The organism is Deinococcus maricopensis DSM 21211 (assembly GCF_000186385.1).
In the GTDB taxonomy this organism is placed as follows: domain Bacteria; phylum Deinococcota; class Deinococci; order Deinococcales; family Deinococcaceae; genus Deinococcus_B; species Deinococcus_B maricopensis.
On the sequence record NC_014958.1, the window covers coordinates 314,813 to 340,890 of the forward strand.

A 26,078-nucleotide genomic window follows, 5' to 3' on the forward strand; every position below is an offset into this window, starting at 1 on the left:
GGCGAGCATCAAGGGGTTTCTCATGCGTAAATTCACCACGGTTCTGACGGCACTGGTTCTGGCTTCCTGCACGGGCGCGCTCGCCGCCGCCACCGGCACCAGCTCGGTCACCGCGATCAACAGCGCCAGCGACGAACTGAGCGTCAACGGCAACATGAATGTCAACTTCACGAACGGTGACTTCGGCGTGACGTACAAGAATGCGGGATTTTCGACGCTCACGTACAGCACCCACGACAACAGCAGTACCGGAAACCGCCTCATCACTGTGGGCCTTGCGGTTAACGACGCTTCGGCACTTCCGGAGGGCGTCACCCTTAAACTGACCCCTACCGTACCCGATGGCAACGGCGTTGGCACCCCGGTCAATTTCAGCGGCAGCAACGGCACCGCGGTCTCGCTGATCACGGACATCCCGCAGTTCCTCGCAGGCGCTACGGCGAACGTCGCCTACTCGATGGCCGCCACCAAAGGCTTCAACAACTTCAGCGGCACGCTGACGTACACCATCGGCCTGAGCTTCTAAGCCACGTTATCTTCCCGTCCGTCCCGGACGTTCATTCCCGCACAGGTGAGGCACGCCTCGCCTGTGCGCCCTGTTGAGGTGAGCCATGCGTAACGCCCTTCGGTTCGTTCTGCCCGCCCTGCTGCTGACCCTGCCGTGCGCCGCGCGCGCGCAGGTGCAGGTGGCGGGCGCGCTCGTTCAGGAATACACGGTCACGCCCGGCCAGAACACGCTGGAAGGCGTACTGACGCTCAGCAACGCGGGCGACGCGCCCGAACGGGTGAGCGTGACCCTCAGTGATGTCCGTTCCGACCCGCAGGCGGGCGTGGTGTACCCGAAGGCGGGGACGCTGCCGCGCAGCGTCGCGGCGTGGGTGGAGTTGCCGGGCAGCGCCGTGACGGTGCCGGCGCACGGGAAACTGGCGGTGCCGTACCGCGTGAAGGTCCCGCAGAACGTCGGCCCTGGGACGTACTGGAGTGCATTCCTCGTGCGGCCCGCGACCACGTCTGCCGCGCCGGTGGCGGGCGCGGGCGGGTCGGTGCGGTTGCAGCAGGTGACGCAGTACGCCGTGCAGGTCGTCGTGAACGTGCCGGGCGGTGCGGTGCACCTGAAGTTCCTGAACCCGGCGCTGGCGCGCGCTGCGGGTGGGGCCGTGCTGAACGTCGACCTCACGAACACCGGGGAGCGGCTGTCGACGCCAGTGACGCGCGCGGAGGTGTACGACGCGTCAGGCGCGCTCGTGCTGAAACTGGCCGGGCGTGAACGGCGCGTGTTTCCCGGCCTGAGCGTGCGCGAGACATACCAGATCAGCGGCCTGAAGCCCGGGCGGTACCAGGTGCTGGTGATCGCGGATGACGGGAACAATGACGTGGTGGGCGCGCGGTACAACATCACGGTGGAGTGAGGTGCGGGTGCGCCTCCTGACCCTGAGTGGCCTGCTGCTGATGTCCGGCGCGGGCGCTCTTGGCGTGCACGCGCCCGCGGCGCCCGTGAGTGCGGACGCGCGGGTGCCGGTAACAGTGCCAGTCACGCTCACGAACGCGGCGGACGCGCCGGACACGGACGCGCTGACGCTCAGCCTTCCGGACGGGTGGCGGTTGCTGGCGGGCGAGACGACGTTCAGGCTCGCGCCGCACGAGTCGCACGTGGAGCTGCTGACGCTGCTGCCGCCGTCGACGCTGCCAGCGGGGGACGCGCAGGTGCTGGTTCGTACGCGGGACGCCGCCGCGACGCTGCGCTTCACGGTGGCGCCCACCCGCCGGGTCCGCGCCGTGACGACGACCGCGCCGACGTTCGACGTGCGCGGCGCGTATGACGTGCAGTGGCGCGTCACGAACGGCGGGAACGTCACCGAGGCGTTGCAGTTCGCGGCGCGCGCGGACGTGGACGCGGACGTGCAGGTGACGCCGGCGGCGGCCACCCTGAGGGCCGGAGAGACGCTGGAGGTGCGCGCGCACGTGACGCCGCGTCACGTGGTGCGCCTGCAGGATGCCGGGGTGCGCTTGGAGGTGCGGGCGGACGGCCTGGCCCCGGCGCGCGCGACGGCGACGACCACGCTCATCCCGACGGTAACGCCGCTGGATCAGCAGTATCACGTGTTCCCGTTGACCCTCACGGTCGGTGGGGCGCTGGGCACGTCGGGCTCCGCGGCGGACTTCACGTTGCATGGGCGGGGCGCGCCGGTGCAGGGCGACCCGGGCACCCTGGACGTGCTGGCGACCCGGCAGGGGTTCACGGTGACGTACGTCCGCCCGGAGATGACGTGGGCGGCCGGGCAGGTGACGGGCGGCGCGGCGCCGCTCGATACGGTGAGCGCCGTGGGCGTGAAGGCCGCGCTGCACCGCGCGGCGCTGGACGTGGAGGGCCTGGCGGGTCTCACGGCGCGCGGGGAGGCGGCGGCGGCGCTGAGCGCGACGCTGCCGTTCGCGCAGGGGAACGTGCAGTTCGGCGTGTCGCGCGTGGGCGAACGTACCGTGGTGGGCGGCGGCGGGCGGTGGGCCGGGCAGGCGGACGGCTGGGCCGCGCAGCTGGAGGCGGGCGCGGCCGTGAACGTCACGGGCGGCGGGGCGACCGTGCGCGCGAACGGCCGCGTGAGCGTCGGGGCGACGGAGTTCACGGGGGCGTTCGCGCGCACCACGCCCGGCTGGCGAGACACGCCGCGGACGACCCAGAGCGCCGCGCTGAGCGTGAGCGGGAAGGTCGGCGACGCCTTCACGTACACCGTGGGGGGCGCCGTGAGTGGCGAGACGTGGCAGCGGTACAACGTGCGCGCCGCGGCGACGCTCAAGCAGCCGTTCGGGACGTTGGGCGCGCAGATGCAGGCGACGAACACCACGCGGTCCGTGACGGGCACGCTCACGCAGAAAGCGTTCGGCTGGCCGCTCACGCACCGGGTGAACTGGACGGCAGACTTGGGGACGGGCGCGACGAGCGCGCAGTACGCGCTGAGCACGCAGGTGCGGGCGGGCGGGCAGCTGCTGCAGCCGTCCGTGGGGTTGGGGTTGCAGTCCGGGACGCTCACGTGGTCGGCGGGCGTGAACGGCAGCGCGGCGCTCGCGCCGGGCACGCTGCTGACGTATCAGGTGGCGAGTGCGAACGTGGCGCGCGGGGACGTGAACGCGAGCGTGAATGTCACGCGGGCCCTGAGCGGTACGCAGTCCCTCGCGGTGGCGGGCACGGTCGCGCGCGCGGACGGGCGTTGGGCGGCGGGCGTGCGGGTCAGCACGACGCTCAGCATGGACGTGCCGGTGCATGCGCGGCGGGACGTGGCGCGCGTGGAGGGCCGCGTGACCGACGCGACCGGCGCGGGCCGCGCGAACCTGATCGTGCGCGCGGGCGGCCTGGCGGCCATCACGGACGCGGCGGGCCGCTTCGTGTTCCCGGCGGTGCCGGCGGGGGACGTGACGGTCACGGTCCTGTCGTCGGACGGGCCGGGTGACGTTGCGTTCATGCCGGCGCTGCCGCTGACGCTGCACGTCCGTGCTGGGGAGACGCGCACGCTGGAGGTGCGCGCCGTGACGCTCGCGCGCGTGAGCGGGCAGGTGACGCTGGTGGTCCCGTCGGAGGACACGTTGCGCGCGGGTGGCCTGATGCCGGAGGTGCCGCGCCTGGCGGACCTGGTGCTGCAGCTGAACGGCGCGGACGGCACGGTGCGGACGGTCAGCCCGAATGCCGACGGTACGTTCGTGTTCCCTGGGGTCACGCCGGGAGCGTATACGGTAACGTTCGCGGCGGCGACGGCGGCGCGCCTCGCGGCGCACGACGTGACCCTGCCGGCACCGTTGACGGTCGCGGCGGGCGCGCAGGTGGACGCGCCGGTCCGCGTGCAGCTGCGACCGCGCGTGGTGCGGTTCGAGGATGCCGAGGACCTGACGCCTACGACGCCCTGAGGGGCTCAGCCGACCATCAGGCTGGCTTTCTCCGGGTGGCGGACGCGCGCGGTGTGGCGGTGCGCGAACGCGAGCAGCCGCGGTAGGAACCCGACGCGGCCCAGGAACATCAACGTCGTCACGACGACCAGCCCGGCCGGGCTGAGGCGCGGCGTGCTGTTGACGCTGAAGCCTGCCGTACCGAACGCAGACACGGCCTTGAACACCAGGGGCAACGGCGGCAGGGCGGGGTCGGTGATGAGCAGTACGAGGCTGCCAAGCGCGACGACCACGAGGGCCAGCATGAGGACCATCACGGCCCGCTGGAGCGTGACGAGCGCCACGCGCCACCCAAACACAGTGGTGGTCTTGATGCCGCCGATGAAGGTGGGGTGGGTGCCCACGAACATCAGCAGATCAGTACGAGCAGGCCGAACGGATTGAAGACGGGGGCGACATTCACGATGCTCAGGCCGGTGCGTGACGGGCGCCCACAGCAGCGTCCCTGCCAGCACTGCCGCGAGGCGCGTGCTGCACGGGTCGGCGCCACTTCAGCGGGACGGCGTCAGCGGCGCCGGGCGCGGCGGGTGGTCTGCTGCTCCCGGTACGCGTCCAGGCGGTCCGGGTCGAGGCGGCCCGCACGCACGGCAGCCTGGACGGCACAGCCCGGCTCGGTGGTGTGCGTGCACTTGCGGAAGCGGCACTGGGCGGCGAGCGCCTCAATCTCCTCGAACGCGGCGAGGTTCGGGTCCCACACGGCAATCTCGCGCAGGCCCGGGTTGTCGATGAGCAGCCCGCCGCCCGGCACGACGTACAGCGTGCGGGAGGTGGTCGTGTGCCGCCCCTGACGGTCGGCCGCGCGGACCTCGCCGGTGAGGGCGGCGTCGCGGCCCAGAAGGGCGTTCGTGAGCGTGGACTTGCCGACGCCGGACGAGCCGATCAGGGCCACGGTCACGCCCGGACGCAGGTACGCGCGCAGGGCGTCCTGACCGCCGGGGGCGTCCGCGCGGATGGCGTGCACGGGCACGTCCTCCGACACGGCGCGGGCCGCCTCGAGGAACGGCAGGACGTCCGGCACGAGGTCGGTTTTGTTCAGGAGGATGACGGGTTGCGCGCCGCTCGCCCGCACGGCTGTGACGTACCGCCCAAGGCGCGGCGGGTTGAAGTCTTCATCGAGCGCCGTGACGATCAGGATGACGTCGACGTTCGCGGCGATGACCTGCTCGGATACGGCGCGGCGGGGGCCGCCGGCGTTCACGGCGCGCGAGAAGGTCGTCTTGCGGGGCAGGACGTGCACGATGCGGTAGCGGTCCTCGCCCTCAATGGGGCGCGCGACGACCCAGTCGCCAATGGCGGGCGCGACGCGCGCGCCGTCCGGGGCGTGCTGCAGCGTGCCGGCCAGCAGCGCCTCGGACGGGCCGTGCTCGGTGCGCAGCTGGTACGCGGCGCGTTCCACGCCGACGACGCGGGCGGGCACGCTGACGCCCGCGTCGTCGGCGCTGAGGGTGTCGAGGTACGCGTCGTAGGGCTGCGCGAAGGTGTCGTCCCAGCCGAGGGCCGTCAGGGCTTCAGACATGCGTGCGGGAGCTTTCGTGCGGGTGCGGTACGCCGTTCACGCGCCGAGTATACGGCGGTGTGCGGCGCCCTTCAGTCACGGGTGGCCAGCAGGTCATCGAGGGTGCTGGCGCCGCCCGCGGGCTCGGAGGGGGCCGTTTCGGCCTGGTCGCGGGCGTTACGCAGGCAGGTGTAGGCGCTCATCAGCTGCTGGTACGCCGCGTCGATGCATGCGACGCGCGCGGCGGTCATGGGCGCGCCGCCGAGCGCCTGCACCTCGTGCTCAATGGCGCGCAGGAACACCCGGAGTTGTGCTTGCTCACTGGCCACGCCCTCACGGTACGGGACGCGCCCGAGAGGGGCATGGCCGCTCGGTGAATCGGCGTTAAGGCGGCCGTGCACGGCGCGCTCACGTGCGCCTGTTAGGGCGCGTTGGTCAAGGGCGGCTCAACGCGTCGTGCCGAACGCCGTACAGAACCTGAGGTGTTCGTGCGGGACAATGGCGGTAGCCGTTTCCCTGTCACACCGAGGTGGTCCTCATTTACGCTGAAGAGAAGCATGTGCCCTCATCCTGCCGACTGCTGCCCCCCTCACCGCCGGAGGACCCATGCCGCCCCATGATCAGCCTGACCCTCTTCCGCTCGCCTCATCGCCGCTGGACCGCCTGCGGCAGCTGGAGGCCCTCGCGAGCGTCAGCGTCGCCCTGCGTGACGCGCGCCACCCGCACGAGGTGGAATCCCTGCTGATCGGGCAGGCGCATAACCTCGTGCACACGCCGCACGCGGCGTTCGTGCAGTACGACGCGGACGAGGACCGCCTCGTCTGCACGGCCGGGGCGGGCCACTACCTCAGCGACGTCGGCTTCGAGGTGCCGCGCGACGCGGGGCTCGCGTGGGTGGCGGTGCGGGAGCGGCGCCTCGTGCACGCGCCGGACATTCAGCAGGAGCCGCGCGCGCACGCGCGCGGCCGTGATCGGCACGCGTCCGTGGTGATGGTGCCCCTTCAGGCGTCGACCGGGGCGGTGTTCGGGGTGCTGCTGCTGTTGCGCGACGAGCTGCACGCCTTCACGGACCTGGACGTGCGCGTCGCGCAGACCATTGCGGGCGTCGGCGCCGCCGCGCTGGAGCGCATGCACGCCACCGAAACCATCCGGCAGAAGGTGCTGGAGCTGCAGGCCACGCGCGAGGGGGCGCTGCGGGCGCTGGGCCTCGCGCTGGAGTTGCGGGACTTCGAGACGACGGGGCACACGGCGCGCGTCGTCTCGCTCGCCGCGCAACTCGGCGAGGCCCTCAACCTCAGCGACGAGGAGCGGCAGACGCTGCGGGACGGCGCGTACCTGCACGACATCGGCAAGCTCGCCGTGCCCGACACGGTCCTGCTTAAGCCCGGCTCGCTCGACGCGAACGAGTGGGCGGTCATGCAGGCGCACGTGACGCACGGGTTCACGCTGTCCGGGTACATCCCGTCGCTGCGCGAGGGCGTGCGGGACGTCGTGCGTTCGCACCATGAACGCTGGGACGGCACGGGGTACCCGGACGGCCTGGCGGGCGAGGCCATTCCGTGGCTGGCGCGGATCTTCGCGGTGTGTGACGTGTACGATGCGTTGACGAGTGAGCGGCCGTACAAGCGCGCCTGGACGCCCGAGGCGGCCCTCGCGGAGATTCGCGCGCAGGCCGGGCGGCATTTCGACCCGCGCGTCGTGGAGGCGTTCGTGACGCTGCTTGCGTTCGCGACGCCGGAGGCCTGAGCGGTGGAGGAGCGCATGCCGGTACTGAACGACGACGCCCGCAGGCCCCTGGATGCGCGGATCGAGCGCGTCGCCGCGCTGCTGGGCGCGCTCGTCGGGGTGGTGGGTGTGGTCGTGCTGCTCGGCTGGGCGCTGGCCGTACCGGCCCTGATGGGCAGCATGAATCCGGTGTCGGCGCTGGTGTTCGCGCTGGCGGGCGCGGCGCTCTGGCAGGTGCCGCACGGGCCACGCCGGGCGCCCGTGATCGCGGGCCTGGGCGGCCTCGTCGGCGTGATCGGCGTGCTGAAGCTGATCGGCGCGGCCCTGCACACCCCCATGGGCGTGGACGGCCTGCTGTTTCCCGCACGCGTCGCGGCTCTCGGCAGCGGCATGACGCTCACGACGGCGGCGGCGTTCACGCTGCTGGGCGTGGTCGTGGTGCTGCAGCACGGCCGCGCGCGCGGCGGGCTGCCGCCCCTGCTGCCGCTGCTGCTCGCGCTGCTGCTCTTGAGCGGCCTGCCGCTGCTGGGCGCGCTGTACGGCGCGCCGCCCCTGCAGAGCCTCGGGGAAGCGGCGCCCATGACGGCGCTCACGGCGGCCCTGCTGGTGCTGCTCGGCACGGCACTGATCGCGTCGCGGCCCGAACGGCGCCTGATGCAGGTCCTCACCGGGGCCGGGCCGGGCGGAGGGCTCGCGCGGCGTCTGCTGCCCTTCGCGGTGCTGGTGCCGCTGATCCTGGGCGCCCTCGCCCTGAACGCGGAGGCGCGCGGCCTGGTGTCCAGCCCGCTCGGCGCGGGCCTGCTGGTGGCCGGCACCATCGCGGGCGTCGGGGGGGCGCTGCTGCGCAGCGCGTTCGTGCTGCACGACGCGCACCTCGCGCGGCGCCGCGCGGATACCAGCGCGACCGAACAGGCCCGCGAGGCCGCGAGCGTCGAGTCGTACACGCAGGCGATCCGCGACGTCGCGCAGCTGCTGCAGGCGGACCTCGACCCGGATGAAGTGGCCGAGCGTACCGTCGCCACACTGTGCCGCGTCACGGACGTCGACTGGGGCGGGCTGGTGCGCATCGAGGGCCGGCACAGTCAGGCGGAGTGGGCGGTGCCCACGACCATCTGGAAGACCGGCGCGGTCACGGCTGAGGCGGAGCAGGTGATCTCGCAGGGCGTGCCGCGCGGTCAAGGGCTGGTGTGGCTGGTGATCGATCGGCCGCAGGCGCAGGCGCTGTACGTGGACGAGTACGCACGGCAGGCGATCACCGCGCCGTCGTACGTGCACGTGGGCGTGCGGTCGGCGGCGTACGTGCCGCTGAGCCTCCACCCCGGTCAGGTGCTGATGTTCGTTGCGTTCCGCCTGCACGCGCCGCGCCCATGGACGGCACTGGACCGCGAGCTGTTCGCGGCGGCGGCGCGGTTCGTGGCGGTGGCGCTGGAGCGGCGCGAGCACCTGCAGTACATGCGGGAGGCAGCCCTCAAGGACGGCCTGACCGGCCTCGGGAATCGCCGCGCGTTCGACGATGACCTCGACAAGGAGCTCGCGCGCGCGCAGCGGCACGGGCACGCCGTCGGCGTCCTGATGATGGACCTCGACGGGCTGAAGGCCATCAACGACACCTGGGGGCACGAGCGCGGCGACGCGCTGCTGCTTTCGTTCGCGCGGGCGCTCGCGACGACGTTCCGGCGCGGGGACCGCCTGTACCGCCTGGGCGGCGACGAGTACGCGGCGCTGCTCACGCACGCCGGCCCGGAGCACCGCGACATCGTGCTGAGCCGCGTGCGGCACGCCATCGAGATCGTCCGCACCGAGGGGTTCCCGGAAGCGGACGTGAGCGCCGGCATCTCGTTCAGCCCCGCGGAGGCCACGCGCGCGCACGATCTGGTGCGCCGCGCGGACGCCCGCATGTACGACGAGAAGCGCGCGCGCCGCGCCGCGCGGCACGCCCGCTGGCAGAGCGGCAGTGACCCCACGATCTGACTTCATGTTTCGTCAGGGGCGCATGTCAGGATGCCGGCATGAGAACCGCTGCTCTGCTTTTCCTGTCGGCCGTGCTGCTGCCCGCCTGTAACCAGTTCATGCCGACCCAGAGCGTGTCCGGCGCCGTGACGGCGCCGTCCGGCGCGGTGTTCCCCGCAGGCGCCACCGTGACGGTGGAAGTGCGGGACGTGTCGCTGCAGGACGCGCCCTCGACGCTGATCGGGCAGGTGCGCATCACGGACGCGCGCGCGTTTCCCGTGAAGTTCCGCGTGCCGTTCGACCCGGCGAGGATTCAGGCGCGCAACACGTACGCGGTGTCCGCGCGGGTGGAACGCGACGGGCAGCTGTTGTTCATCAGCGACACGCGCACGGACGTCCTCACGGGCGGCGCGGGCACCACCGCCGACGTGAACGTCGTGCCCGTGCAGCGCTGAGCGCGCCCTCACCTGGCCGGGGGGACGTCAGGGCACGCACGGGGCCGTGCCCGCGTCCGTCCAGGTCTGGCCGTCCTCGGGCAGGTACTGCCACGCGTACGCGCCGTTCCCGAGGGTCAGTTTCAGGACGCCGTACCCGGCGCCGTACCGGGCGGCGCTGTTCGGCTGCACGGCGCGCAGGCCGTACAGGCCGCCGCCGCCCGTGCCGACCACGAACTGCCGCACGCCGTCCGCGCGGGGCTGCCCGTCATGGTTCTGCGGCGCGAAGCGTTCGTAGTGGTGGTCGTGGCCGTTCAGGACGATCTCGGCGTGCGCGTCGTCCAGCGCGCGGTACAGGTCGCGGACGGCGGGGTTGTTGCCGTGCCACCCGGACGAGAAGAGCGGGTGGTGCCAGTACGCGAGCGTGCAGGCGCCCGGGTGCGCGCGCAGGTCCGCGCGCAGCCACTGTTCCTGCGCGGACCCGGCGCGGCACCCGCCGACGGCGTCGCAGTTGCTGTTCAGTGCGATCACGTGCCAGGAGCCCAGGTCGTAGCTGTAGTACCCGCGGACGGGGTCGCCGGCGCGCGCGCCGAAGTACGCGTAGTACGGGGCGGCGCCGCGCGTGGCGTATTCGTGGTTGCCGGGAACGGGCCGGGTACGGTTCAGGAAGGCGCCCCAGGTGGGGGCGTAGCAGTCGCGGAACTCGGCGGCGCTGCCCGTCTCGTATGCGAGGTCGCCGAGCGCGGCGACGGTCGCGTCCGGGTCGTCGTGCAGGGCCCGCCCGATGAGGGCTGCGGTGCGAGCCGCTCCGGGGAGGCCGCAGCGGGCGATGTCCCCGGCGGCGAGCAACGTGGGGCCGCTCAGGGTCGGCAGGGTGGATGGCGTGGTGGGCGTGGTCTGCAGCGCCGTGGATGGCACGCAGGCGGCCAGCAGGAGGGCGAGCGGGAGCAGGCGCAGGTGGGGCATGCCCTGACCGTACCCGCCGGGGGCGCCGGAGCGGATCACTGGACGATGAAGGCCACGAGGAGGCGCCCCCGGACCGAACCCGGGGGCGCCTGAGGGGACGGCGTTACCAGCGGTACGTGATGTTCGTTTTGCTGAGCACGACCGTCCCGTCGACGGTGGTGTGGGTGCTGCTGCCGCCGTAGCGGTTGAGCAGGTCGGCGAGGGCGCTGGACATCGGAGCGGTGAGGCCCTGGGCGTCGTCCTCCATGAACGCCGCGGCGGGCGAGGCGGCGAGTTCCTTCTCGAGGGCGCGGCGGATGTCGGCGGGTGCGTACGGCGTGGCGGGCGCAGGCTGATACACGAAGCCGGCGCCGGCCCCGGTGAGGTTCAGCGCGCGGAACGCCGGCTCGTCCGCGAGGGCGCGCGGGGCGCGCAGGGCGGCGTCGAGCGCGCGGCGGTTCAGGGCGCTCACGAGGTACCCGTCACGGAAGTCGTACACGTACTCGACGTCCCCGAGTTTCGCGTCGTCGAGCAGCGAGGTGAGTTCACTCAGGCTCGCCGCCTGCTCCGTGCCGAGGGCTTTGAGGCGCGCCTGCGCGTCGTTCAGGGCCTGCCGGCCGCTCTGCACGGCCTGGCGGATCGTGGTGTTCACGAGCGGCGCGAATTCCGCCATGTGGGCGCGCGCGGCGGCTTCGTCGCGGACCTTCTGGTACGACACCATGTACGCGAGGCTGCCGAGGGGGTTGGTGTCGGTGAGGCTCGCGCGGCCCGCGCCCGCAAGCGTGACCTGCGCGCACTCGTCGGCGAGGTAGCTGCTCTGGCGTTCGAGGTGGTGCGCGAGCTGCGTGTCCGTCAGGAGGCCGGTCGGGTCGAACAGGTCGAGGCGCGTGAGCCAGTGCGCGGTGTACTGCGCGGTGAGCGGGTCGCAGGCGCGGACGCTCACGGCTTCCGCGTCGGCAGGAATGACGCGCGGCACGTCGAAGCCAGGCGTGGTGTGCGTGAGGATCTGGCGCAGCGGCGTGTCGCGGCCGTCCGGGTTCACGACGTGCGCGCTCACGGCGCTCAGGCCGGTGCTGGTGGTGCTGACGCCCGCCGCGACCTGCCCGAGGGTGTCGACGGCGTCCACGATGGGCGAGAGCAGGCGCGGCAGCATCACGGCCTGCAGGGCGCTGCGGGCGACCTTCGCGATGCCGGAGAAGTTCACGAACAGCCGCAGTTCCTGCGCGCCGACCTGCGTGGTGGGCGTGGCGTACGCGGGGGCGGCGGCGAGGGTGGGGGCGGCCTTGCCGTTCAGGCGGCTGAGGTAGTTCATGAGCAGCGTCTTGTTGGTGGACGCGTACACGAGCGTGCTGGTCATGCCGATGAACAGGTCGTCCTGCCGCACGAAGGTGTACTTGCCGATGGTGGCTTTGCCGTTGCGGGTGGACAGCTTGGGCAGGAGCGCGCGGGCGTCGGCGTTGAGTTTCGACACGGCGAGCAGGTGCGGTTCGAAGATGCCGCGGCCGTTGCCGACGGCGAAGACGCCCAGGACGCCTTCGTCGCCGATGGAGCCTTCGACGGCGGGCGTGAACATGGAGAGCAGCTCCGCAGCGTCGCGGGCGTTTCCGCCGAAGTGTTCGGCGACGCCCCCGACGAGGCCCTCGAAGCGCTGGAGGGCGCCGCCGAGGTGGCGCGTTTCGAAGGTGGCGAGGGCGCCGGCGGGGAGGTGCGCGGTCAGGCTGTTGGCGCTGGCCGTGGCGCTCAGGCAGAGGCTCAAGATGAGAATCTTCTTCACGCGGCCCAGCATAGCGGCCCGTTCGGGCCGCGCGTGCCGAGGATGACCACCGCGCCGCGCCGCAGTCCAGAGATTCATCACGTGAGGAAAACGCCGTGCTGATCGTCTAATCGGAGCAGGGCCGCCGGTGCGTGCCCGAATCGTTGAGCATACGCGCTCCTCACAATTGCCTGCCACATGATGAAAATTTTCTTAAACTGGACCTATGCGGCGCGCGCTGACCATCCAAGCCCTGCTTCTCGCGGGCATCGCGCTCGCCACGCAGGCCGTCCGCAGCGCCGCCCATCACCTCCCCAACCCCGAGCAGCTCGCCGCGTGGATGCCCGCTGGCCCGAACCGCGTGTACGACCGCGCCGGCCACCTGATCGGCACCGTCACCGCCTTCCCCACGGACGCCACACCCCACCAGGCCCTCCCCCTGAACGACGTGAGCCCCTTCCTGGTGGACGCCGTCATCACCAGCGAGGACCGCCGGTTCTTCGAACACGGCGCCGTGGACCTGGGCGGCCTCGGGCGCGCCCTGCTCAGCAGCGCCACCGGCCGCGTCCAGGGCGGCAGCACCCTCACGCAGCAACTCGTGAAGAACACCCTGCTGCGACACCTACAGGGCGCGCGCACCATCGAACGCAAACTCAAGGAGGCGCTGCTCGCCCAGCAGGTCGAGGCCCGCTACACCAAACGCGAGATTCTCAGCGCGTACCTGAACATCGTGTACTGGGGGTCCGGCGGGCCCGCGGACCTGATCGGCCCGCAGGACGCCGCCCGCGCGTACTTCGGCAAGGACGCCGCGAACCTCACGCTCGCCGAAAGCGTGTACCTCGCGACGCTCGTGCCCTCCCCACGCCGGTACTTCGAGTACCGTACGTACCGCCCCCTGATGCGCAGCCTCCTCGCCCGCATGGTCGAGGACGGCCGCATCACGGCCGCGCAGGCCGCCGCCGCGTGGCGCGCGCCCCTGCAGCCCGCCGGCTGGCGCGTCCGCTACGACGCGAACGGTAACGTCACGTCCGCGACGCTCATGAACCAGCACGCGAAACGGCGCAACTTCGTCGCGGCGCGCGCCGCACCGCACCCGCACTTCCTGCAGGCCGTGCAGCGCGAGGCGCTGCGCCGCGTGGGCCGCGACGCGCTCGCGCGCGGAGGCCTGAACGTGTACACCACGCTCGACCCGCAGGCGCAGGCGGCGTCCGAACGCGCCAGCCGCCTCGCGGACATCCCGGACGGCGCGACCCTCGGGCTGGCCCTCGTGGACCCCGCCACCGGGCAGGTGCTCGCGCTCGTCGGCCAGAAACTCACGGACGCCCCCCCCGCCGACTGGGACAACGCCACACGCGCGCGCCGCCAGGTGGGCAGCAGCGCCAAACCCTTCCTGTACACCCTCGCTCTGGAACGCGGGTTCACGCAGGTGGACCGCGTGCTCGACGCGCCCCTCAGCGGCCCGTACCAGCCGCAGAACTACGACCGGCACTTCCTGAACGAACCCGTGACGTTGCGGTACGCGCTCAACCACAGCCTGAACCTGCCCACCGTCCGGCTCGCGCAGCAGGTGGGCGTGCCCGCCCTGCGCGCGAAACTGCAGACGCTCGGGCTGCGCACCCCGCCCGGCGCGGGCTTGTCGTTGGCAATCGGCACGGTCGAAGCGAGCCCCCTGCAACTCGCGAGCGCGTACGCGACGTTCGCGAACGGCGGCGTGTGGACCGAACCGACCTTCATTGCGCGCGTCACGAACGTGCACGGGCAGACGCTCCCCCTGCCCGCCCCGGCCCAGCGCCGCGTCTGGAGCGCGCAGACGGCGTTTCTCGGCCTGGACATGCTGCGCGGCGTGGTGAACGACCTGGGTGCCGACGGCGGCGGCCTCGCGTGGCGCGCGCGCATCCTCGGGTGGGACGTGGCCGGCAAGACCGGCACCACCAACGACGTGCGGGACCTGTGGTTCGCGGGCGTCACGCCGGGCGTCGCGGGCGCCGTGTGGGTCGGGCGGCAGGCGGGCGGGTCCCTGCCGCAGAACGCCTACAGCGGCGACGTGGCCACGCCCATCTGGCAGTCGGCCGTGGCAGGAACGGTGGCGGGACGCCCGCCGCTCATGTTCGAGGCGCCGCGCGGGGCCGTGCAGGTCTGGGCGCAGGGGCACCCCGTCGGGTTCCTAGCGGACGGGGACGACCTCCACCCGGTTGGCGCGCCGGTCGCGCACGTCCGTCCCGCGTCGCATGAGGACCGCCCCGCAGGCCATTGACGCCCCCGGCACGAGCGGCCACCGACGGGAGCAGGCTGCGCTGGTGGGCTTTTCGCCGTGAGCCTCTCAGGCGTCGTGGGGGGCCTCCGCCGAACCGCTCGCATTCGGCGGAGGCCCCCCTTCCCCACGGAGCGGGTTTGGCGTCGGCCGGGGCTGGTCGGGTGACTTTCAGGCGTTACGCTGGCGGGGTGCTGCCCGACCGGATGACCGCCCTGCGCCTCCTGCATGAAGCGGAGGCCCTGAACCCCGGCCCGTGGGTGCCGCATTCCCTGAATGTGGCGCGCGCAGCCGAGGCCATTGCCGCGCACCACCCGCGGCTGGACGCGGAGCGCGCGTTCGTGCTGGGCGCCCTGCATGACCTGGGGCGCCGCACCGGCCCGAACCGCGACCGGCACATCCTGGACGGGTACGACGCGCTGCGCGCGCTCGGGTTCGAGGACGCGGCGCGCATTGCGCTGACACATTCGTTCCCGCTGCAGGAGCTCGGGGAACTGCAGGGGGAGTGGGACGGGACGGCGCAGGAGCACGCGCGGCTGGGGGCGTTGCTGGCGGACGTGACGTACACGCTGGAGGACCGGCTGGTGCAGGTGTGCGACATGCTGGCGCTGCCGGACGGATGCTGCATTCTGGAGAAGCGGTTCGTGGATGTCACGTTGCGGTACGGGTTCGGACCGGCGACCGCGCGGAAGTGGCGGGCGCTGTTGGACCTGAAGCGCACCTTCGACGCGCAGGTGGGCGGGAGCGTGTACGCGCTGCTGCCGGGCATCGTGGAAACGACGCTGACCTGAACCGTAGGCCTTCAGGGCGTGTGGTGGGGGGCGCGGGGAGCGTGAAGTGGAAGGTGCTGCCCTGCCCGGGGGCGTTGTCCACCCAGATGCGCCCGCCGTGCGCCTCGCCGATGGTCTTCACGATGGCGAGGCCCACGCCGGTGCCGCTGTACTGCTCGCGGGTGTGAAAGCGCTGGGACACCCCGCAGACGCGTTCGGCGGCGGCATCGGGCACGCCGATGCCGTTGTCAGTCACGGTGAGGTGCACGTCGTCGCCTTCGGTGCGGCCGGTGAGGTGAACGTCCGGGCGGCTGGAATTTCAGGGCGTTGCCGATGAGGTTCTGCAGCACCTGCCGGACCTGGGTTTCGTCACCGCACACGTCGGGCAGCGGGCCGACGTGGATGCGCGTGCCGCATTCGTCAATGGCGACGTGGAGCGCGCCGAGCATGTCCTGCGCGACCTGGGCGGTGTGGACGGTGGCGGCGCGGCGTTCGCGGCCGACGCGGGCGTAGGCGAGGACGTCTTCGATCAGGACGTGCATGCGATTGATGGCGTCGACAGTGAAGTGGATGTACTGGTCGGCCTTGTCGTCGAGGCGACCGGCGTAGCGGCGGTGCAGCAGCTGCACGTAGCTGGCGATGGTGCGCAGCGGCGCTTTCAGGTCGTGGCTGGCGGCGTACGCGAAGCGTTCCAGGTCGGCGTTGCTGCGCAGGAGCTGTTCGGTGCGTTCCGCGACGCGCGCTCCGAGGGTTTCGGCGAGGTGGCGTTCCTCGGTGATGTCGGTGTTCGTGCCGAACCATTTCACGACGCCTCCGCGGTCGTTGCGGCTGGGGCGGGCGCGTCAGGAACCAGCGGAACTCGCCGGTCCGGCTGCGCAGCAGGTACGTGCCCTCCCAGGGTCGACCGGCAGCCCATTTGCCTGCGACGCTTCTGGGGGCGTCGTCGACGTGGTCGGGGTGGTGGACGGTGCGCCAGCCCCAGCCCTGCATCCCTTCGAGGGTGGTGCCGGTGTAGTCGTACTAGCGTTGGTTGTACCCGTGGGTCCAGCCGTTCGCGTCGGCCATCCACGCGAGTTGCGGGATGGGGTCCGCGAGGGTGCGCAGCTCCTGTTCGAGTTCGGCGAGCGCCTCGGTGCCGGCGGCGTTCTCGATGCTGACGGCGGCGAGTTGCGCGAGCGGCACGCGGAGGTCTTCGTCGGCGGTGAAGTCACCGGTGGTTTTGTCGCTGAGGTGAATGACGCCGAGGTTCTGGCTGGCGCGGCCCACCAGGGGTGCGGCGGCGTGCGGCGCACCGTCCTACCCGTGGGGGTGGTCCGTGCGGGCGAGGCGTACGGAGGCGGTCAGGCGCGCCGCGAGGGCGTGGATGGTCGGGAGTGATGGACCCGCCGGGTGAGGTGGCGCTGAGGGATAGCGTGGTGTGGTGCGCTGTGAGGTGGACGGTGCCGTGCTGTGCGCCGATGACGTGAGTACGACGTGGTCCTGGGGCTCCATGAGGGGTGCGTTCAGGCGAGAGGGGGGTGAGGGCGTGCGTGATCCAAAGATGTTTGGGGTTCCGGGCGCGCGCGTGGGGGTGAATGCGGCGCGCCGCGCACCCTCCGGGGGTGCGCGGCGCGCTGTGACTGCGGGGTTATTTCAGGCCGTGGCTGAGGATTTCGGCGAGCTGGCGGGTGGTGGTTTTCTGGAGGACGTCGAGCTGCTCGACGCCTTCGCGGAGCATGGTCTTCCAGTGGTCGAAGTCGCGGGCGTCGCGGCCGGTGGCGCGCAGGACGGTGCTGCGGATGGTGAAGTGCGCTTCGGGGAGCGCTTCGAGGGCGCGGCCGGCGCCGCTGTGGCGGGCGGCGAGCAGGGCGCCGAGCATGCCGACGCTGTTGCTGCGTTCCATGAGCTGGCGTTGCAGGGGGCGGTCCTTGATGGAGGTGATGACGTCCCAGGCGGCGTCGGCCAGGGCGGTGACGGGGGAGGCGGGGCGGTGCACTTCGATGGCGAGGGTGTCGCCGTCGCGCCAGGTGCGGCTGTAGGCGCCGCCGCGTTCGGCGTTCCAGTGGGTTTCGAAGTCGCGGGCGTCTTCGATCAGGACGCGGAGCTGGCCGGTGCCGCCTTTGAGGGTGACGCGGTGCCCTTCGGGCAGGACGCCCCATTCGCTGAGGTTGTCGGCGTTGAGGGCGCGCATGCTTTCGTAGGTGGCGCTGATGGCGGCGGGGCCGTCGCTGAGGCGGGCGATTTCGCGGCCGTCGGCGAGGAGGACGACGTCGAGGGTGTCGGTGTCGCGGCGAAGGCGCGCTTCGTGGCGGTGGTGGAGCAGGCCGAGGCCCCAGCGGTCGTGGGCGAGGTTGAGGGCGCGGGTGAGTTCGGTGTCGAGGGTGGTGGCGTCGGCGGTGTTGGCCAGCGGGGCGAGCTGGTGTTCGACGTCGGCGGTGGCGGTGAGGGTGTCGAAGGCTTTGAGGATGGCGTTGGGGGTGGTGTCGGCGGGTTTCTTGCTGGTTTTGGTCATGGGGGCCTCCGTGGGAAGTTCTGAAGTATATTCTGCTATAAACAGAGCGATAACATTGGCATTCTGCCACACAGAACAGGCGCGGGACCAGCGTGCCCGAACCCGTGCTTTGCGCATGAGGTTTCTTGACACTGTGCCGGATGGTCCTCTAGCTTTGAATTCCGAGCGTTCTGCTCGGTTTAGGAGAAACGTGTCCGGAAGCCCCACCCCCCTGCTGCTCTGCTCCGCCGCCTCCCAAGACCTCGGCGAGGAACTGATCGGCACCGCCCCCACCTGGCACCAGGCGTTCGCCCTGGACCTGCCGCTGCGCACCTGGGACCACTTCCGCGACAGCGCCACCTGGACCGCCCGCCGCCACGACCTGTTCGCCCGACTCGGCGAGCACGTCCGCGCCACCCGCACCGGCTACGGCCTGCTGCTCTACTCCTCCGGCGAGGACACCGGCCACGTCCGCCACTACACCCGCACGGACGACCACGCCGCCTTCACGCGCACCGACTACCAGCTCAGCGCCGACGGCACCCTCGACCTCCTCGAAGCGGCCCTGCTCCACCCCGAGCGCCTCCCCGACCTGCAACCGCACCGCCGCCCCACCCCCACGCTCGGCACCGACCTGCACGTGTGCACGCACGGCACCGTCGACGCCGCCTGCGGCAAACTCGGCTACCCCCTGCTCGCCGAACTGCAGGCCGCGCACGGCGGCGCGCGCGTCTGGCGGACCGGGCACTTCGGCGGGCACCGCTTCGCGCCCACCCTCGTGGAACTCCCCGCCGGGCGCTTCTGGGGCCGTGTCACCCCGGACGTCGCGCGCGCCATCGCCACCCAGACGGGCGACCCTGCCGCACTCGCGCCGCACCTGCGCGGCTGGGCCGGCCTCGACGCCTGGGGACAGGTCGTGGACCGCGAACTGTTCGCCCGCGAAGGCTGGGCGTGGCTCAACCGCCCCCGGCAGGCGCGCACCCTGCACGCCGACGCGACCGGCGCGGACGTGCAGGTCACCGCGCGCCACCCGGACGGCCACACCGACACGTACACCGCCCGCGTGGACGTGACCCACACCCTGCACGTCCCCGGCGGCAGCCACAAACCCAACCTGACCGCCGCCCCCCAGTACCGCGTGCAGGCTCTGCACCACGCCTGAACGCCAAGGACCCCCGTGAAGACCCTCACCTCGCCTGCCGGGCACGCCCGGACCACCACCCGGACGCTGGCCTTCGCGGGCGCCATCGCGCTGCTGGCGCTGGGCCTGCTTGCCTCGCTCGCGTTCGGCGCGGCGAACCTGCCGCTCGCGCACGTCGCGGACCTGCTGTTCCACCCGCAGGACACCAGTGACAGCCTGATCGTCCACACCCTGCGCCTCCCCCGCGCCCTCACGGCCATGCTCGCCGGCGCGGGCCTCGGCGTGGCCGGCGCGCTGCTGCAGGGCGTCACCCGCAACCCCCTCGCGGACCCCGGCATTCTGGGCGTCGAAGCGGGCGCGGCACTCGCGCTGCTCGTCACGCTGGTGTTCTTCCCGGGCCTGCCCGCGTGGGCGTTCGTGCCGCTCGCGTTCGCGGGCGGCGCGGGCGCGGCCGCGCTCGCGCTCGGCATCGCTTCCGGCGTGGGCCTCACGCCGCTGCGCCTCGCACTCGCGGGCGTCGCCGTGAGCGCCACCGCCGCGAGCGCCAGCAGCGCTCTGCGCATCCTGTTCGAGGATCGCGCGCAGGCCGCCGCGTTCAACCTCGCGGGCAGCGTCGTCGGCGCCAGCGCGGCCCTCGCTGCGCAACTCGCCGCGTGGACCGTGCCGGGCCTGATCGTGGCGTTGCTGCTCGCGCACCGCGTGAACCTGCTCGCGCTCGGCGCGGACGTCGCCCGCAGCCTCGGCGCGCACGCCGCGCGCGACACCCTGCTCATCACCGCGCTGGGCGTGCTGCTCGCCGCGTCCGCCGTGAGCGTCGTCGGGCCCATCGGGTTCGTCGGCCTGATCGTTCCGCACATCGCGCGGGCGCTCGTCGGGCACGACCACCGCCTGAGCCTGCCGCTGTCCGCGCTGCTCGGCGCGGCACTGCTGGTGTGGGCGGACGTCGCCGCGCGCCTCGTTGACCGTCCGGCAGAAACGCCCGTTGGCATCCTCATCACCGCTCTGGGCGCGCCGTTCTTCGTGATGCTCGCGCGCCGCCTCCGAAAGGCCTGACCCCCGACATGAAACACCTCCTGACCCTCGCTCTGGCCCTCACCCTCCCCGCCGCGTCCGCCGTGAGCATCAAGCACGAACGCGGCACCCTCACCCTTCCCGCCCCCGCCAAACGCGTGATCGCGCTGGAGTACAGCTTCCTCGACACGCTCATCGCGCTCGGCGTCCAGCCGGTCGGCGGGGCGCTCGGCCTGCAGGGCGGCGACCGCGGCGCGCCCACGTACCTCAAGGCGCTCACGCGCGCCGTGCCCGCCGTCGGTTCCCGCGCCCAGCCGAACCTCGAAGCGATGCTCGCCCTGAAACCCGACCTGATCCTCTCGGACGCGTTCGTGCACACGTCGCTGTACCCGAACCTCGCGCGCCTCGCGCCCACCGCGGCGTTCCAGAGCCGCCGCGGCAGCTACGAGTACCTGCAGCAACAGGTCCTGGATATCGGCGCGCTCGTCGGCCGGAGTGACGTCGCGCGCCGCCTCGTGGACGACCAGGCGCGCCTCGTACAAAAAGCGCGCGCGTTCGCGAACAAGAAGGCGCCGCCGGTCGTCATGGCCGTCGCCACCGAGCAGACGCTCACGCTGCACTCCTCGGAGAGCTTCGTGGGCAGCCTGATCGAGAAGCTCGGGCGCAAGAACGCCGTGAAGCCCCAGGGCACCACCACGCAGTACGAGGTGGGCCTCGAAGCGCTCGTCGCGCTGAACCCCGCTACGCTCGTCGTGTTCACCGGCGCGGACGAGAAACCCATCGTGCGCGAGTGGGCGAAAAACCCGCTGTGGAACAAGATCAGCGCCGTGCAGCGCGGCCGCGTGTTCGAGTTCGACCGTGACCTGTGGACGCGTGCGCGCGGTCCTATCGCGCTCAAGACCATGCTCGCGCAGACCATCGACTCCGGCCTGCTCGCCGACAAGGCGCCCAGCGCCGCGTTCGCGTTCAAGAAGAACTGACGTTCGTGAACCTGACCGCCTCGCCTGACCGTGCGCCCGCGCCGCGCCGCCGCGTGGCCGTGCTGCTGCCGCTGCTGCTCGCGGCGTTGCTGCTGCTCGCCGTGGTCGCCCTCGGTCTGGGGGCCGTGCGCACCCCTCCCGCCGACGTGCTCCGCGCCCTGACCGGTGCCGGCGACGAGCTGACCAGCCGCATCCTGCTGGAACTGCGCCTGCCGCGCGTGCTCGTCGCGGCGCTCACCGGCGCGATGTTCGCGGCGTCCGGCGTGATCCTGCAGGGCGTCGTCCGCAACCCGCTCGCGTCCCCGGACCTCGTGGGCGTCGGCGCGGGCGCCGGGCTGGCCGCGACGGTGCTGCTGCTCGCCGCGCCCGCCGCGCCCGCGTGGGCGCTGCCGGTCGGGGCGTTCGTGGGCGCGTGGCTGGGCTTCGCGGCAGTGTACCTGCTGTCGCGCGGGCCGGGCGGCCTGAGCCCCGCGCGGCTCGCGCTGATCGGCATTGCCGTCGGGTCGGCGCTCGGCGCGATGCAGCAGCTGGTCATCGTCCGCGCGCCCGACGGCGTCGCGTCCGCGCTCGCGTTCCTGGTCGGCACGGTGTACGGCGCCGACTGGCCGCGCGTGACGCGCGTGCTGCCGTGGGCGGCGCTGCTGCCCGCTTCGATGCTGCTCGCCCGCCGACTGGACGTCCTGTCGTTCGGCGAGGACATCGCCACGGCCCTCGGCACGCGCGTGAACGTCGCGCGCGGTGTCGCCCTGAGCGTCGCCGTGGGCCTCGCCGCTGCTGCCGTCACCGGCAGTGGCATTCTGGGGTTCGTGGGGCTGATCGCGCCGCACCTCGCGCGGCTGCTCGTCGGCGGGCTGCACGCGCGGCTGCTGCCGCTCGCCATGCTGCTCGGCGCGCTGCTCGCGCTCGGCGCGGACACCGTCGGGCGCGCCCTGCTCCCCCCGCTGGAAATCCCGGCGGGGATCGTCACGACACTGATCGGCGCGCCGTACTTCCTGTGGTTGCTGCGCCGTCAAGGAGGGAAGGCATGACCCCCACCACCCCCACACCTGCGCCCACGCCCGGCAAGCTCGCCACGCGCGACCTGCGCCTCGGGTACGGCGCGCGGCCCGTCATCGACGGGCTGAACCTGACGCTGCGCGCCGGCGCGGTCACGACCATCATCGGCGCGAACGGCAGCGGCAAAAGCACGCTGCTGCGGTCCCTGTCGCGCCTGCTGCACCCGTCGGGCGGGCAGGTGCTGCTGGACGGCGCGGACCTGCACCGCCTGCCCGGCAAGGTCGTCGCGCAGCACCTCGCGATTCTCCCGCAAGGCCCCACCGCGCCCGAAGGGCTGAGCGTCGAGGACCTCGTGTGGTTCGGGCGGCACCCGCACGGCGGGCCGTTCGGGCGCCGAACGGCCGAGGACCGCCGCGTGGTCGAGTGGGCGCTCGACCAGACCGGGATGCGCGTGTTCGCCGCGCGTCCGCTCGATCAGCTGTCCGGCGGGCAGCGGCAGCGCGCGTGGATCGCCATGAGTCTCGCGCAGGGCACGGACACGCTGCTGCTCGACGAGCCGACCACGTACCTCGACCTGAGTCACCAGCTGGAGGTGCTGCATCTCGTGCGGCGCCTCAACGACCAGGAAGGCAAGACGATCGTGATGGTCCTCCATGACCTGAACCAGGCCGTGCGGTACTCCGACGAGGTCGTCGCGGTGCTGGGCGGTCAGGTATACGCGCAGGGCGACCCGGGCGAGGTGATGACGCCCGCGCTGCTGCGCGACGTGTTTGGCCTGGAAGCGCACCTGTTGCGCGACCCCGACACCGGACGCCCGCACGTGATTCCGTACGGCATTGCGCGCCGCGCGGACGCGCCCGCGCCCGGCGCGCCACACCCCTGACCGCGCACAGCGAAGGGGGCGCCTGTTCAGGCGCCCCCTCTCTGCCCCAGCGGCTCAGCGGCTGCGGTTGACGTCGTCTGCGGCGCGCTGCACGCCCATGCGGGCGTCCTGGCGCACGTCGTCGACCTTCGCGCGGACCTTGTCGGCGGCCTTTTCCGCGCCGCGGCTCGCCTCACCGACAGCGGCCTTCACGTTCGCGGTCGGGTCCTCGCCTTTGCTCAGGTCGTCGATGGTGCCGCGCACCGCGTCACCCGCGCGGGCCACGTTGCCTTCCACGCCGGGGTTCAGGCGCTGCATCAGGCCCTGCACCTGCCCCTGCAGTTGCGTGCGCGTGTCCGGGTTGCGCCACAGGTAGTACCCGGCAGCGCCGAGAATCAGCAGCTCCCACGGGAAGCCGCCGCTCTTCTGGCGACCCTGGGTGCGGCGCAGCACCTTGAGTTGCGCGTCGGCGATCTGCAGCGCGCGCTCCTGCGCGTCAATGCGGCGCGTCAGCTTGGTGTTCAGGGCCTCCAAGTGGTGGTCCTCGCGGTGCTGCATGGCGGTCTGGGCGACGTCAGCGATCTTCTGCAGTTTGCGTTGTCCGATCATGTGGTTCCTCCTGTCAGCAGTCCGGGGTGATGATGCGTGGACGAACTTCATGTGACGCCACGAACCCACGAGAAGGTTGAGTTTCCGGCCAAGACCACGCCTTCCCCGCCGGGTGCGGCGTCCATCTTGTCTTCATGCGGGCGCCCGCGGCAGGGTATCGTGAGGAGGATGCCTGAACCGTTCGGGGCGAGCGCCCTCAGTGACGTGCTGCTCAGCGCCGCCGAGTCGCTCGCGGAGGCCGGCAGCACGCACCAGGTGGCCGACACGCTCCTGAATGCCGCGCTGCACGCCACACCCGGACGCAGCGGCGCCACCCTGCTGCTCGGCGACACGCTGAGCGTCGCGGGCGTCACAGGCACGCCCGTCGTGATGGAGCACGCCCTGCCGCCCGGCGCGGCCCCGCTCGCCCGCGCCGCGCTCGACACGCGCGAAGCACAGTTCGCGACGCTGCACGGCCCGGCCGCGCCCGGCACGCCCGCGTCCCACGCGGCGTTCCCGCTGATGGCCGGCGGGCGCACGCTCGGCGTGCTGCGCGTGGACCTGCTGGACCTTCACGTCTTCACGTCCGCCGAGCAGGCGTTCCTGCGCACGCTCGCGCGGCACGGCGCGCTCGCCCTGGACCGCGCCAACGCCCGGACGGCCCTCGAAGCGCGCGTCACGCAGCGCACCCAGGAACTACAGACGCAGAACGCCGCGCAGGACGCCTTCGTGACGTTCATGGAAGCGGCCGCCGAGGCGACCGACGTGACCGAGCTGGCCGAGCGGGCCGTAGCGGTCCTACACGTGACGCTCGGCGTCGCCGCCGCGTTCTACGACCTGCGTGGCGGAGCGTGGCACCTGCAGGCCGCCTCGCCGGACGTGCACGCCGACACCGTCGCGCTCGGGCGGCTCGGCGTGCCGCCGGACACGCCCGGGTTCGCGCAGGCCGAACCGGGCGCCGCGCCCGTGATCGTGGAGGGCGCCCGGCCGAACGCTGAGGGAGCGTGGCCGTACCACGCGGCGGCCTTCGCGGCGTACGCGCGCGGCGGCCAGACGTGGGGGCTGTTGTCGCTCGGCACGTCACGCGCGCCGCAGTGGACGGCGCGGGAGCAGGCGGTGTTCCGCGCTGTCGCGCGCAGCCTCGACCTCGCGTTGGAGCGGCAGGCGACGACCGAGCGGCTGCGCGTGCAGAACACGGAACTGGACGTGCGCGCCCGCGCGCTGGAAGCGTTCGTGCGCCTCACGCAGGACCTCACGCTGCGCGGCGACCCGGTGGCGCTCGTGCAGCGCGCGCAGGCGGCCGTGCTGTCGCTGCTGCCCGGCGGGTACGCGCGGTACTGGACGCGCGACGCGGACACCTGGCGCGTGCAGGCGCACGCCGGCGACGCGCCCGGCGCGGGCGCGCACGTCCTGACGCACGAGGACCTGCCGGTGGGTGCCGCTGGCCCCCTCGACGAGGTGTGGGCGTCCCGCACGGCGCTGTACCAGGACGCGCCCGGGCAGGGCGCGCGCGTGAGCGCCACCCTGCCGGTCCTCGTGAATGACGAGGTGGCGGGCGTGCTGTGCATCGAGCTGCGCGCGCAGCGGCACTGGACGCAGACAGACCGCGTGGTCCTGGACGTCGTCACCCGCAGCCTCAGCCTCGCGCTGGAGGGCCTGGAAGCGCAACGCACACTGGCGTCCACGCAGCGGTACCTGAAGACCGTCGCGGACCACGCCCCCCTTGTGCTGTTCGCCACGGACGCGCGCGGCGTGTTCACGCTGCTGGAAGGGCAGCTGCTGCCGACCCTGGGCCTGCAGCCTGGCCAGGGCGTGGGGCGTCCCGCCATGTCGCTGTTCGCGCACGAGCCGGAGCTGCGGCAGAGGGTGCGCCTTCACCAGGCCCTCAACGGGGAGCTCACGCACGACCTGCTGGCGTTCCGGTCCGGGCGGGTGCTGGAAACGTGGCTGGTGCCCGTCCACGGTCCGGACGGCACGGTCAACAACGTGGTGGGCGTCGCGCTGGACGCCACGGAGCGCCTGCAGGCCCTGCGTGAAGCGGAACGCACGAACGAGGAGTTGCGGCGCAGCAACGCGGAACTGGAGCAGTTCGCGTACGTCGCCAGCCACGACCTGCAGGAGCCACTGCGGACCGTCACGAGCTTCGCGCAGCGGCTCGTGACGCGGTACGCACCCGCGGACGACGAGCGGGCCACGCAGTACGCGCGCTTCATTCTCGAGGGGACGGCGCGCATGAGCCAGCTGATTCAGGACCTGCTGGCATTCTCCCGCGTGACCCGCAACCCGGACGGCCCGCAGCGCGTGCCCATGGACGACCTGATGCTGCAGGTGCAGCAGGACCTGCGCGCGCAGATCGAGGCGTGTGACGCGGACATTCACGTGGGGGCGCTGCCGGACGTACACGGCGACGCCACACAACTGCGGCAGCTGCTGCAGAACCTTGTCGGAAACGCCCTGAAGTTTCGCGCGCACGACCGACGCCCGGAAGTGCACGTGCACGCGCAGCCCGCCGGGTCCATGTGGCGCTTCACGGTCCGCGACAACGGCATCGGCATCGAGGAGGTGTACTTCCAGCGGATCTTCGAGATCTTCCAGCGTCTGCATCACCGCGAGCAGTACCCGGGCAGCGGGATCGGGCTGTCCATCGCGCGGAAGATCGTGGAGCGGCACGGCGGGGACATTACGCTGACGTCCCGGCTCGGCGTGGGCACGACGTTCGCGTTCACGTTGCCGCTCGCCCCTGCCGACCACGACCACGCATGAATGCTGGAGGA

Annotated in this window: 23 protein-coding genes and 1 pseudogene; 14 read left to right on the forward strand and 10 right to left on the reverse strand. The window is 72.4% G+C overall.

Translation table 11 applies throughout. The features are described from left to right. Positions 1 to 22 precede the first annotated feature (22 nt). The 3 genes from DEIMA_RS01360 to DEIMA_RS01370 all read left to right on the forward strand — a co-directional run bounded on the left by DEIMA_RS01360 (position 23) and on the right by DEIMA_RS01370 (position 3,894). Positions 23 to 526, forward strand: a complete 504-nt coding sequence (locus DEIMA_RS01360) for a hypothetical protein (RefSeq protein WP_148234862.1) — start codon at positions 23 to 25, stop codon at positions 524 to 526. 85 nt (positions 527 to 611) lie between these two features. Further along, complete coding sequence (locus tag DEIMA_RS01365) at positions 612 to 1,409, forward strand: hypothetical protein (RefSeq protein ID WP_013555439.1); 798 nt, start codon at positions 612 to 614, stop codon at positions 1,407 to 1,409. Between the two features lie 7 nt (positions 1,410 to 1,416). Further along, positions 1,417 to 3,894, forward strand: coding sequence for a carboxypeptidase-like regulatory domain-containing protein (locus tag DEIMA_RS01370; RefSeq protein WP_013555440.1), 2,478 nt, complete (start codon positions 1,417 to 1,419; stop codon positions 3,892 to 3,894). 5 nt (positions 3,895 to 3,899) lie between these two features. Here the strand turns inward: DEIMA_RS01370 and DEIMA_RS01375 are convergent, their stop codons facing one another. From DEIMA_RS01375 to DEIMA_RS01385, 3 genes are all read right to left on the reverse strand, one after another. After that, positions 3,900 to 4,283 (reverse strand): potassium transporter TrkG, encoded by a 384-nt coding sequence (locus DEIMA_RS01375; RefSeq protein WP_043816349.1) that lies wholly within the window; start codon positions 4,281 to 4,283, stop codon positions 3,900 to 3,902. A gap of 155 nt (positions 4,284 to 4,438) precedes the next feature. Further along, on the reverse strand, positions 4,439 to 5,449 hold the full coding sequence (gene rsgA / locus DEIMA_RS01380; RefSeq protein ID WP_013555441.1) for a ribosome small subunit-dependent GTPase A: 1,011 nt from the start codon (positions 5,447 to 5,449) through the stop codon (positions 4,439 to 4,441). A 71-nt stretch (positions 5,450 to 5,520) separates the two neighbouring features. Then, positions 5,521 to 5,757 carry a hypothetical protein gene (locus DEIMA_RS01385; protein ID WP_013555442.1) on the reverse strand — a complete coding sequence of 79 codons (237 nt, stop codon included), beginning with the start codon at positions 5,755 to 5,757 and terminating at the stop codon, positions 5,521 to 5,523. A 277-nt stretch (positions 5,758 to 6,034) separates the two neighbouring features. On the opposite strand from DEIMA_RS01385, the gene DEIMA_RS01390 reads away from it, so the two are divergent. The 3 genes from DEIMA_RS01390 to DEIMA_RS01400 are packed head-to-tail and all read left to right on the forward strand — an operon-like array spanning position 6,035 to position 9,558. Continuing rightward, positions 6,035 to 7,174, forward strand: coding sequence for an HD-GYP domain-containing protein (locus tag DEIMA_RS01390; protein ID WP_013555443.1), 1,140 nt, complete (start codon positions 6,035 to 6,037; stop codon positions 7,172 to 7,174). A gap of 15 nt (positions 7,175 to 7,189) precedes the next feature. Continuing rightward, positions 7,190 to 9,124 carry a GGDEF domain-containing protein gene (locus tag DEIMA_RS16625; RefSeq protein ID WP_013555444.1) on the forward strand — a complete coding sequence of 645 codons (1,935 nt, stop codon included), beginning with the start codon at positions 7,190 to 7,192 and terminating at the stop codon, positions 9,122 to 9,124. Positions 9,125 to 9,162: 38 nt separating this feature from the next. Next, positions 9,163 to 9,558, forward strand: coding sequence for a YbaY family lipoprotein (locus tag DEIMA_RS01400; protein ID WP_013555445.1), 396 nt, complete (start codon positions 9,163 to 9,165; stop codon positions 9,556 to 9,558). 27 nt (positions 9,559 to 9,585) lie between these two features. Here DEIMA_RS01400 and DEIMA_RS01405 read toward each other — a convergent pair whose 3' ends face one another. Both DEIMA_RS01405 and DEIMA_RS01410 read right to left on the reverse strand, forming a co-directional pair. After that, complete coding sequence (locus tag DEIMA_RS01405) at positions 9,586 to 10,503, reverse strand: metallophosphoesterase family protein (RefSeq protein ID WP_076736831.1); 918 nt, start codon at positions 10,501 to 10,503, stop codon at positions 9,586 to 9,588. Positions 10,504 to 10,606: 103 nt separating this feature from the next. After that, positions 10,607 to 12,256 (reverse strand): hypothetical protein, encoded by a 1,650-nt coding sequence (locus DEIMA_RS01410; protein ID WP_148234863.1) that lies wholly within the window; start codon positions 12,254 to 12,256, stop codon positions 10,607 to 10,609. A gap of 205 nt (positions 12,257 to 12,461) precedes the next feature. Between DEIMA_RS01410 and DEIMA_RS01415 the strand changes: the two genes are divergently transcribed. After that, entirely contained in the window at positions 12,462 to 14,489 is a 2,028-nt protein-coding gene (locus DEIMA_RS01415; protein ID WP_013555448.1) for a transglycosylase domain-containing protein, read from the forward strand. A gap of 188 nt (positions 14,490 to 14,677) precedes the next feature. Then, positions 14,678 to 15,277, forward strand: coding sequence for an HD domain-containing protein (locus tag DEIMA_RS01420; protein WP_013555449.1), 600 nt, complete (start codon positions 14,678 to 14,680; stop codon positions 15,275 to 15,277). An 88-nt stretch (positions 15,278 to 15,365) separates the two neighbouring features. Here DEIMA_RS01420 and DEIMA_RS18925 read toward each other — a convergent pair. From DEIMA_RS18925 to DEIMA_RS01435, 4 genes and pseudogenes are all read right to left on the reverse strand, one after another. Beyond that, a pseudogene (locus tag DEIMA_RS18925) lies at positions 15,366 to 15,524 on the reverse strand (ATP-binding protein); the annotation flags it as partial. Then, positions 15,505 to 16,062: a sensor histidine kinase gene (locus tag DEIMA_RS01425; RefSeq protein ID WP_052303268.1), complete on the reverse strand. Its 558-nt coding sequence runs from the start codon at positions 16,060 to 16,062 to the stop codon at positions 15,505 to 15,507. The gene DEIMA_RS01425 and the pseudogene DEIMA_RS18925, both read right to left, overlap by 20 nt. Before the next feature lie 214 nt (positions 16,063 to 16,276). Then, positions 16,277 to 16,522, reverse strand: a complete 246-nt coding sequence (locus DEIMA_RS01430) for a hypothetical protein (protein WP_043816351.1) — start codon at positions 16,520 to 16,522, stop codon at positions 16,277 to 16,279. 361 nt (positions 16,523 to 16,883) lie between these two features. Continuing rightward, on the reverse strand, positions 16,884 to 17,747 hold the full coding sequence (locus DEIMA_RS01435) for a hypothetical protein (protein ID WP_013555450.1): 864 nt from the start codon (positions 17,745 to 17,747) through the stop codon (positions 16,884 to 16,886). 190 nt (positions 17,748 to 17,937) lie between these two features. Here DEIMA_RS01435 and DEIMA_RS01440 point away from each other — a divergent pair, with 190 nt between their 5' ends. From DEIMA_RS01440 to DEIMA_RS01460, 5 genes are read left to right on the forward strand one after another with little or no spacing between them, the layout of a single operon-like run. Next, the gene (locus DEIMA_RS01440) at positions 17,938 to 18,888 is read left to right on the forward strand and encodes a sucrase ferredoxin (protein WP_013555451.1); all 951 of its coding nucleotides are present in this window, start codon (positions 17,938 to 17,940) and stop codon (positions 18,886 to 18,888) included. A 15-nt stretch (positions 18,889 to 18,903) separates the two neighbouring features. Beyond that, positions 18,904 to 19,920, forward strand: coding sequence for a FecCD family ABC transporter permease (locus tag DEIMA_RS01445; RefSeq protein WP_013555452.1), 1,017 nt, complete (start codon positions 18,904 to 18,906; stop codon positions 19,918 to 19,920). An 8-nt stretch (positions 19,921 to 19,928) separates the two neighbouring features. Further along, complete coding sequence (locus tag DEIMA_RS01450; protein ID WP_013555453.1) at positions 19,929 to 20,858, forward strand: ABC transporter substrate-binding protein; 930 nt, start codon at positions 19,929 to 19,931, stop codon at positions 20,856 to 20,858. An 11-nt stretch (positions 20,859 to 20,869) separates the two neighbouring features. Further along, positions 20,870 to 21,886: a FecCD family ABC transporter permease gene (locus DEIMA_RS01455; protein WP_043816964.1), complete on the forward strand. Its 1,017-nt coding sequence runs from the start codon at positions 20,870 to 20,872 to the stop codon at positions 21,884 to 21,886. Further along, positions 21,883 to 22,737, forward strand: a complete 855-nt coding sequence (locus DEIMA_RS01460; protein WP_013555455.1) for an ABC transporter ATP-binding protein — start codon at positions 21,883 to 21,885, stop codon at positions 22,735 to 22,737. The genes DEIMA_RS01455 and DEIMA_RS01460 overlap by 4 nt, the downstream gene beginning before the upstream one ends. 54 nt (positions 22,738 to 22,791) lie before the next feature. On the opposite strand, the gene DEIMA_RS01465 is transcribed toward DEIMA_RS01460, so the two are convergent. Beyond that, a complete protein-coding gene (locus DEIMA_RS01465) occupies positions 22,792 to 23,325 on the reverse strand; it encodes a hypothetical protein (protein WP_013555456.1) in 534 nt (177 codons plus the stop codon). A 168-nt stretch (positions 23,326 to 23,493) separates the two neighbouring features. Here DEIMA_RS01465 and DEIMA_RS01470 point away from each other — a divergent pair, with 168 nt between their 5' ends. Continuing rightward, entirely contained in the window at positions 23,494 to 26,067 is a 2,574-nt protein-coding gene (locus DEIMA_RS01470; RefSeq protein ID WP_013555457.1) for an ATP-binding protein, read from the forward strand. Positions 26,068 to 26,078 lie beyond the last annotated feature (11 nt).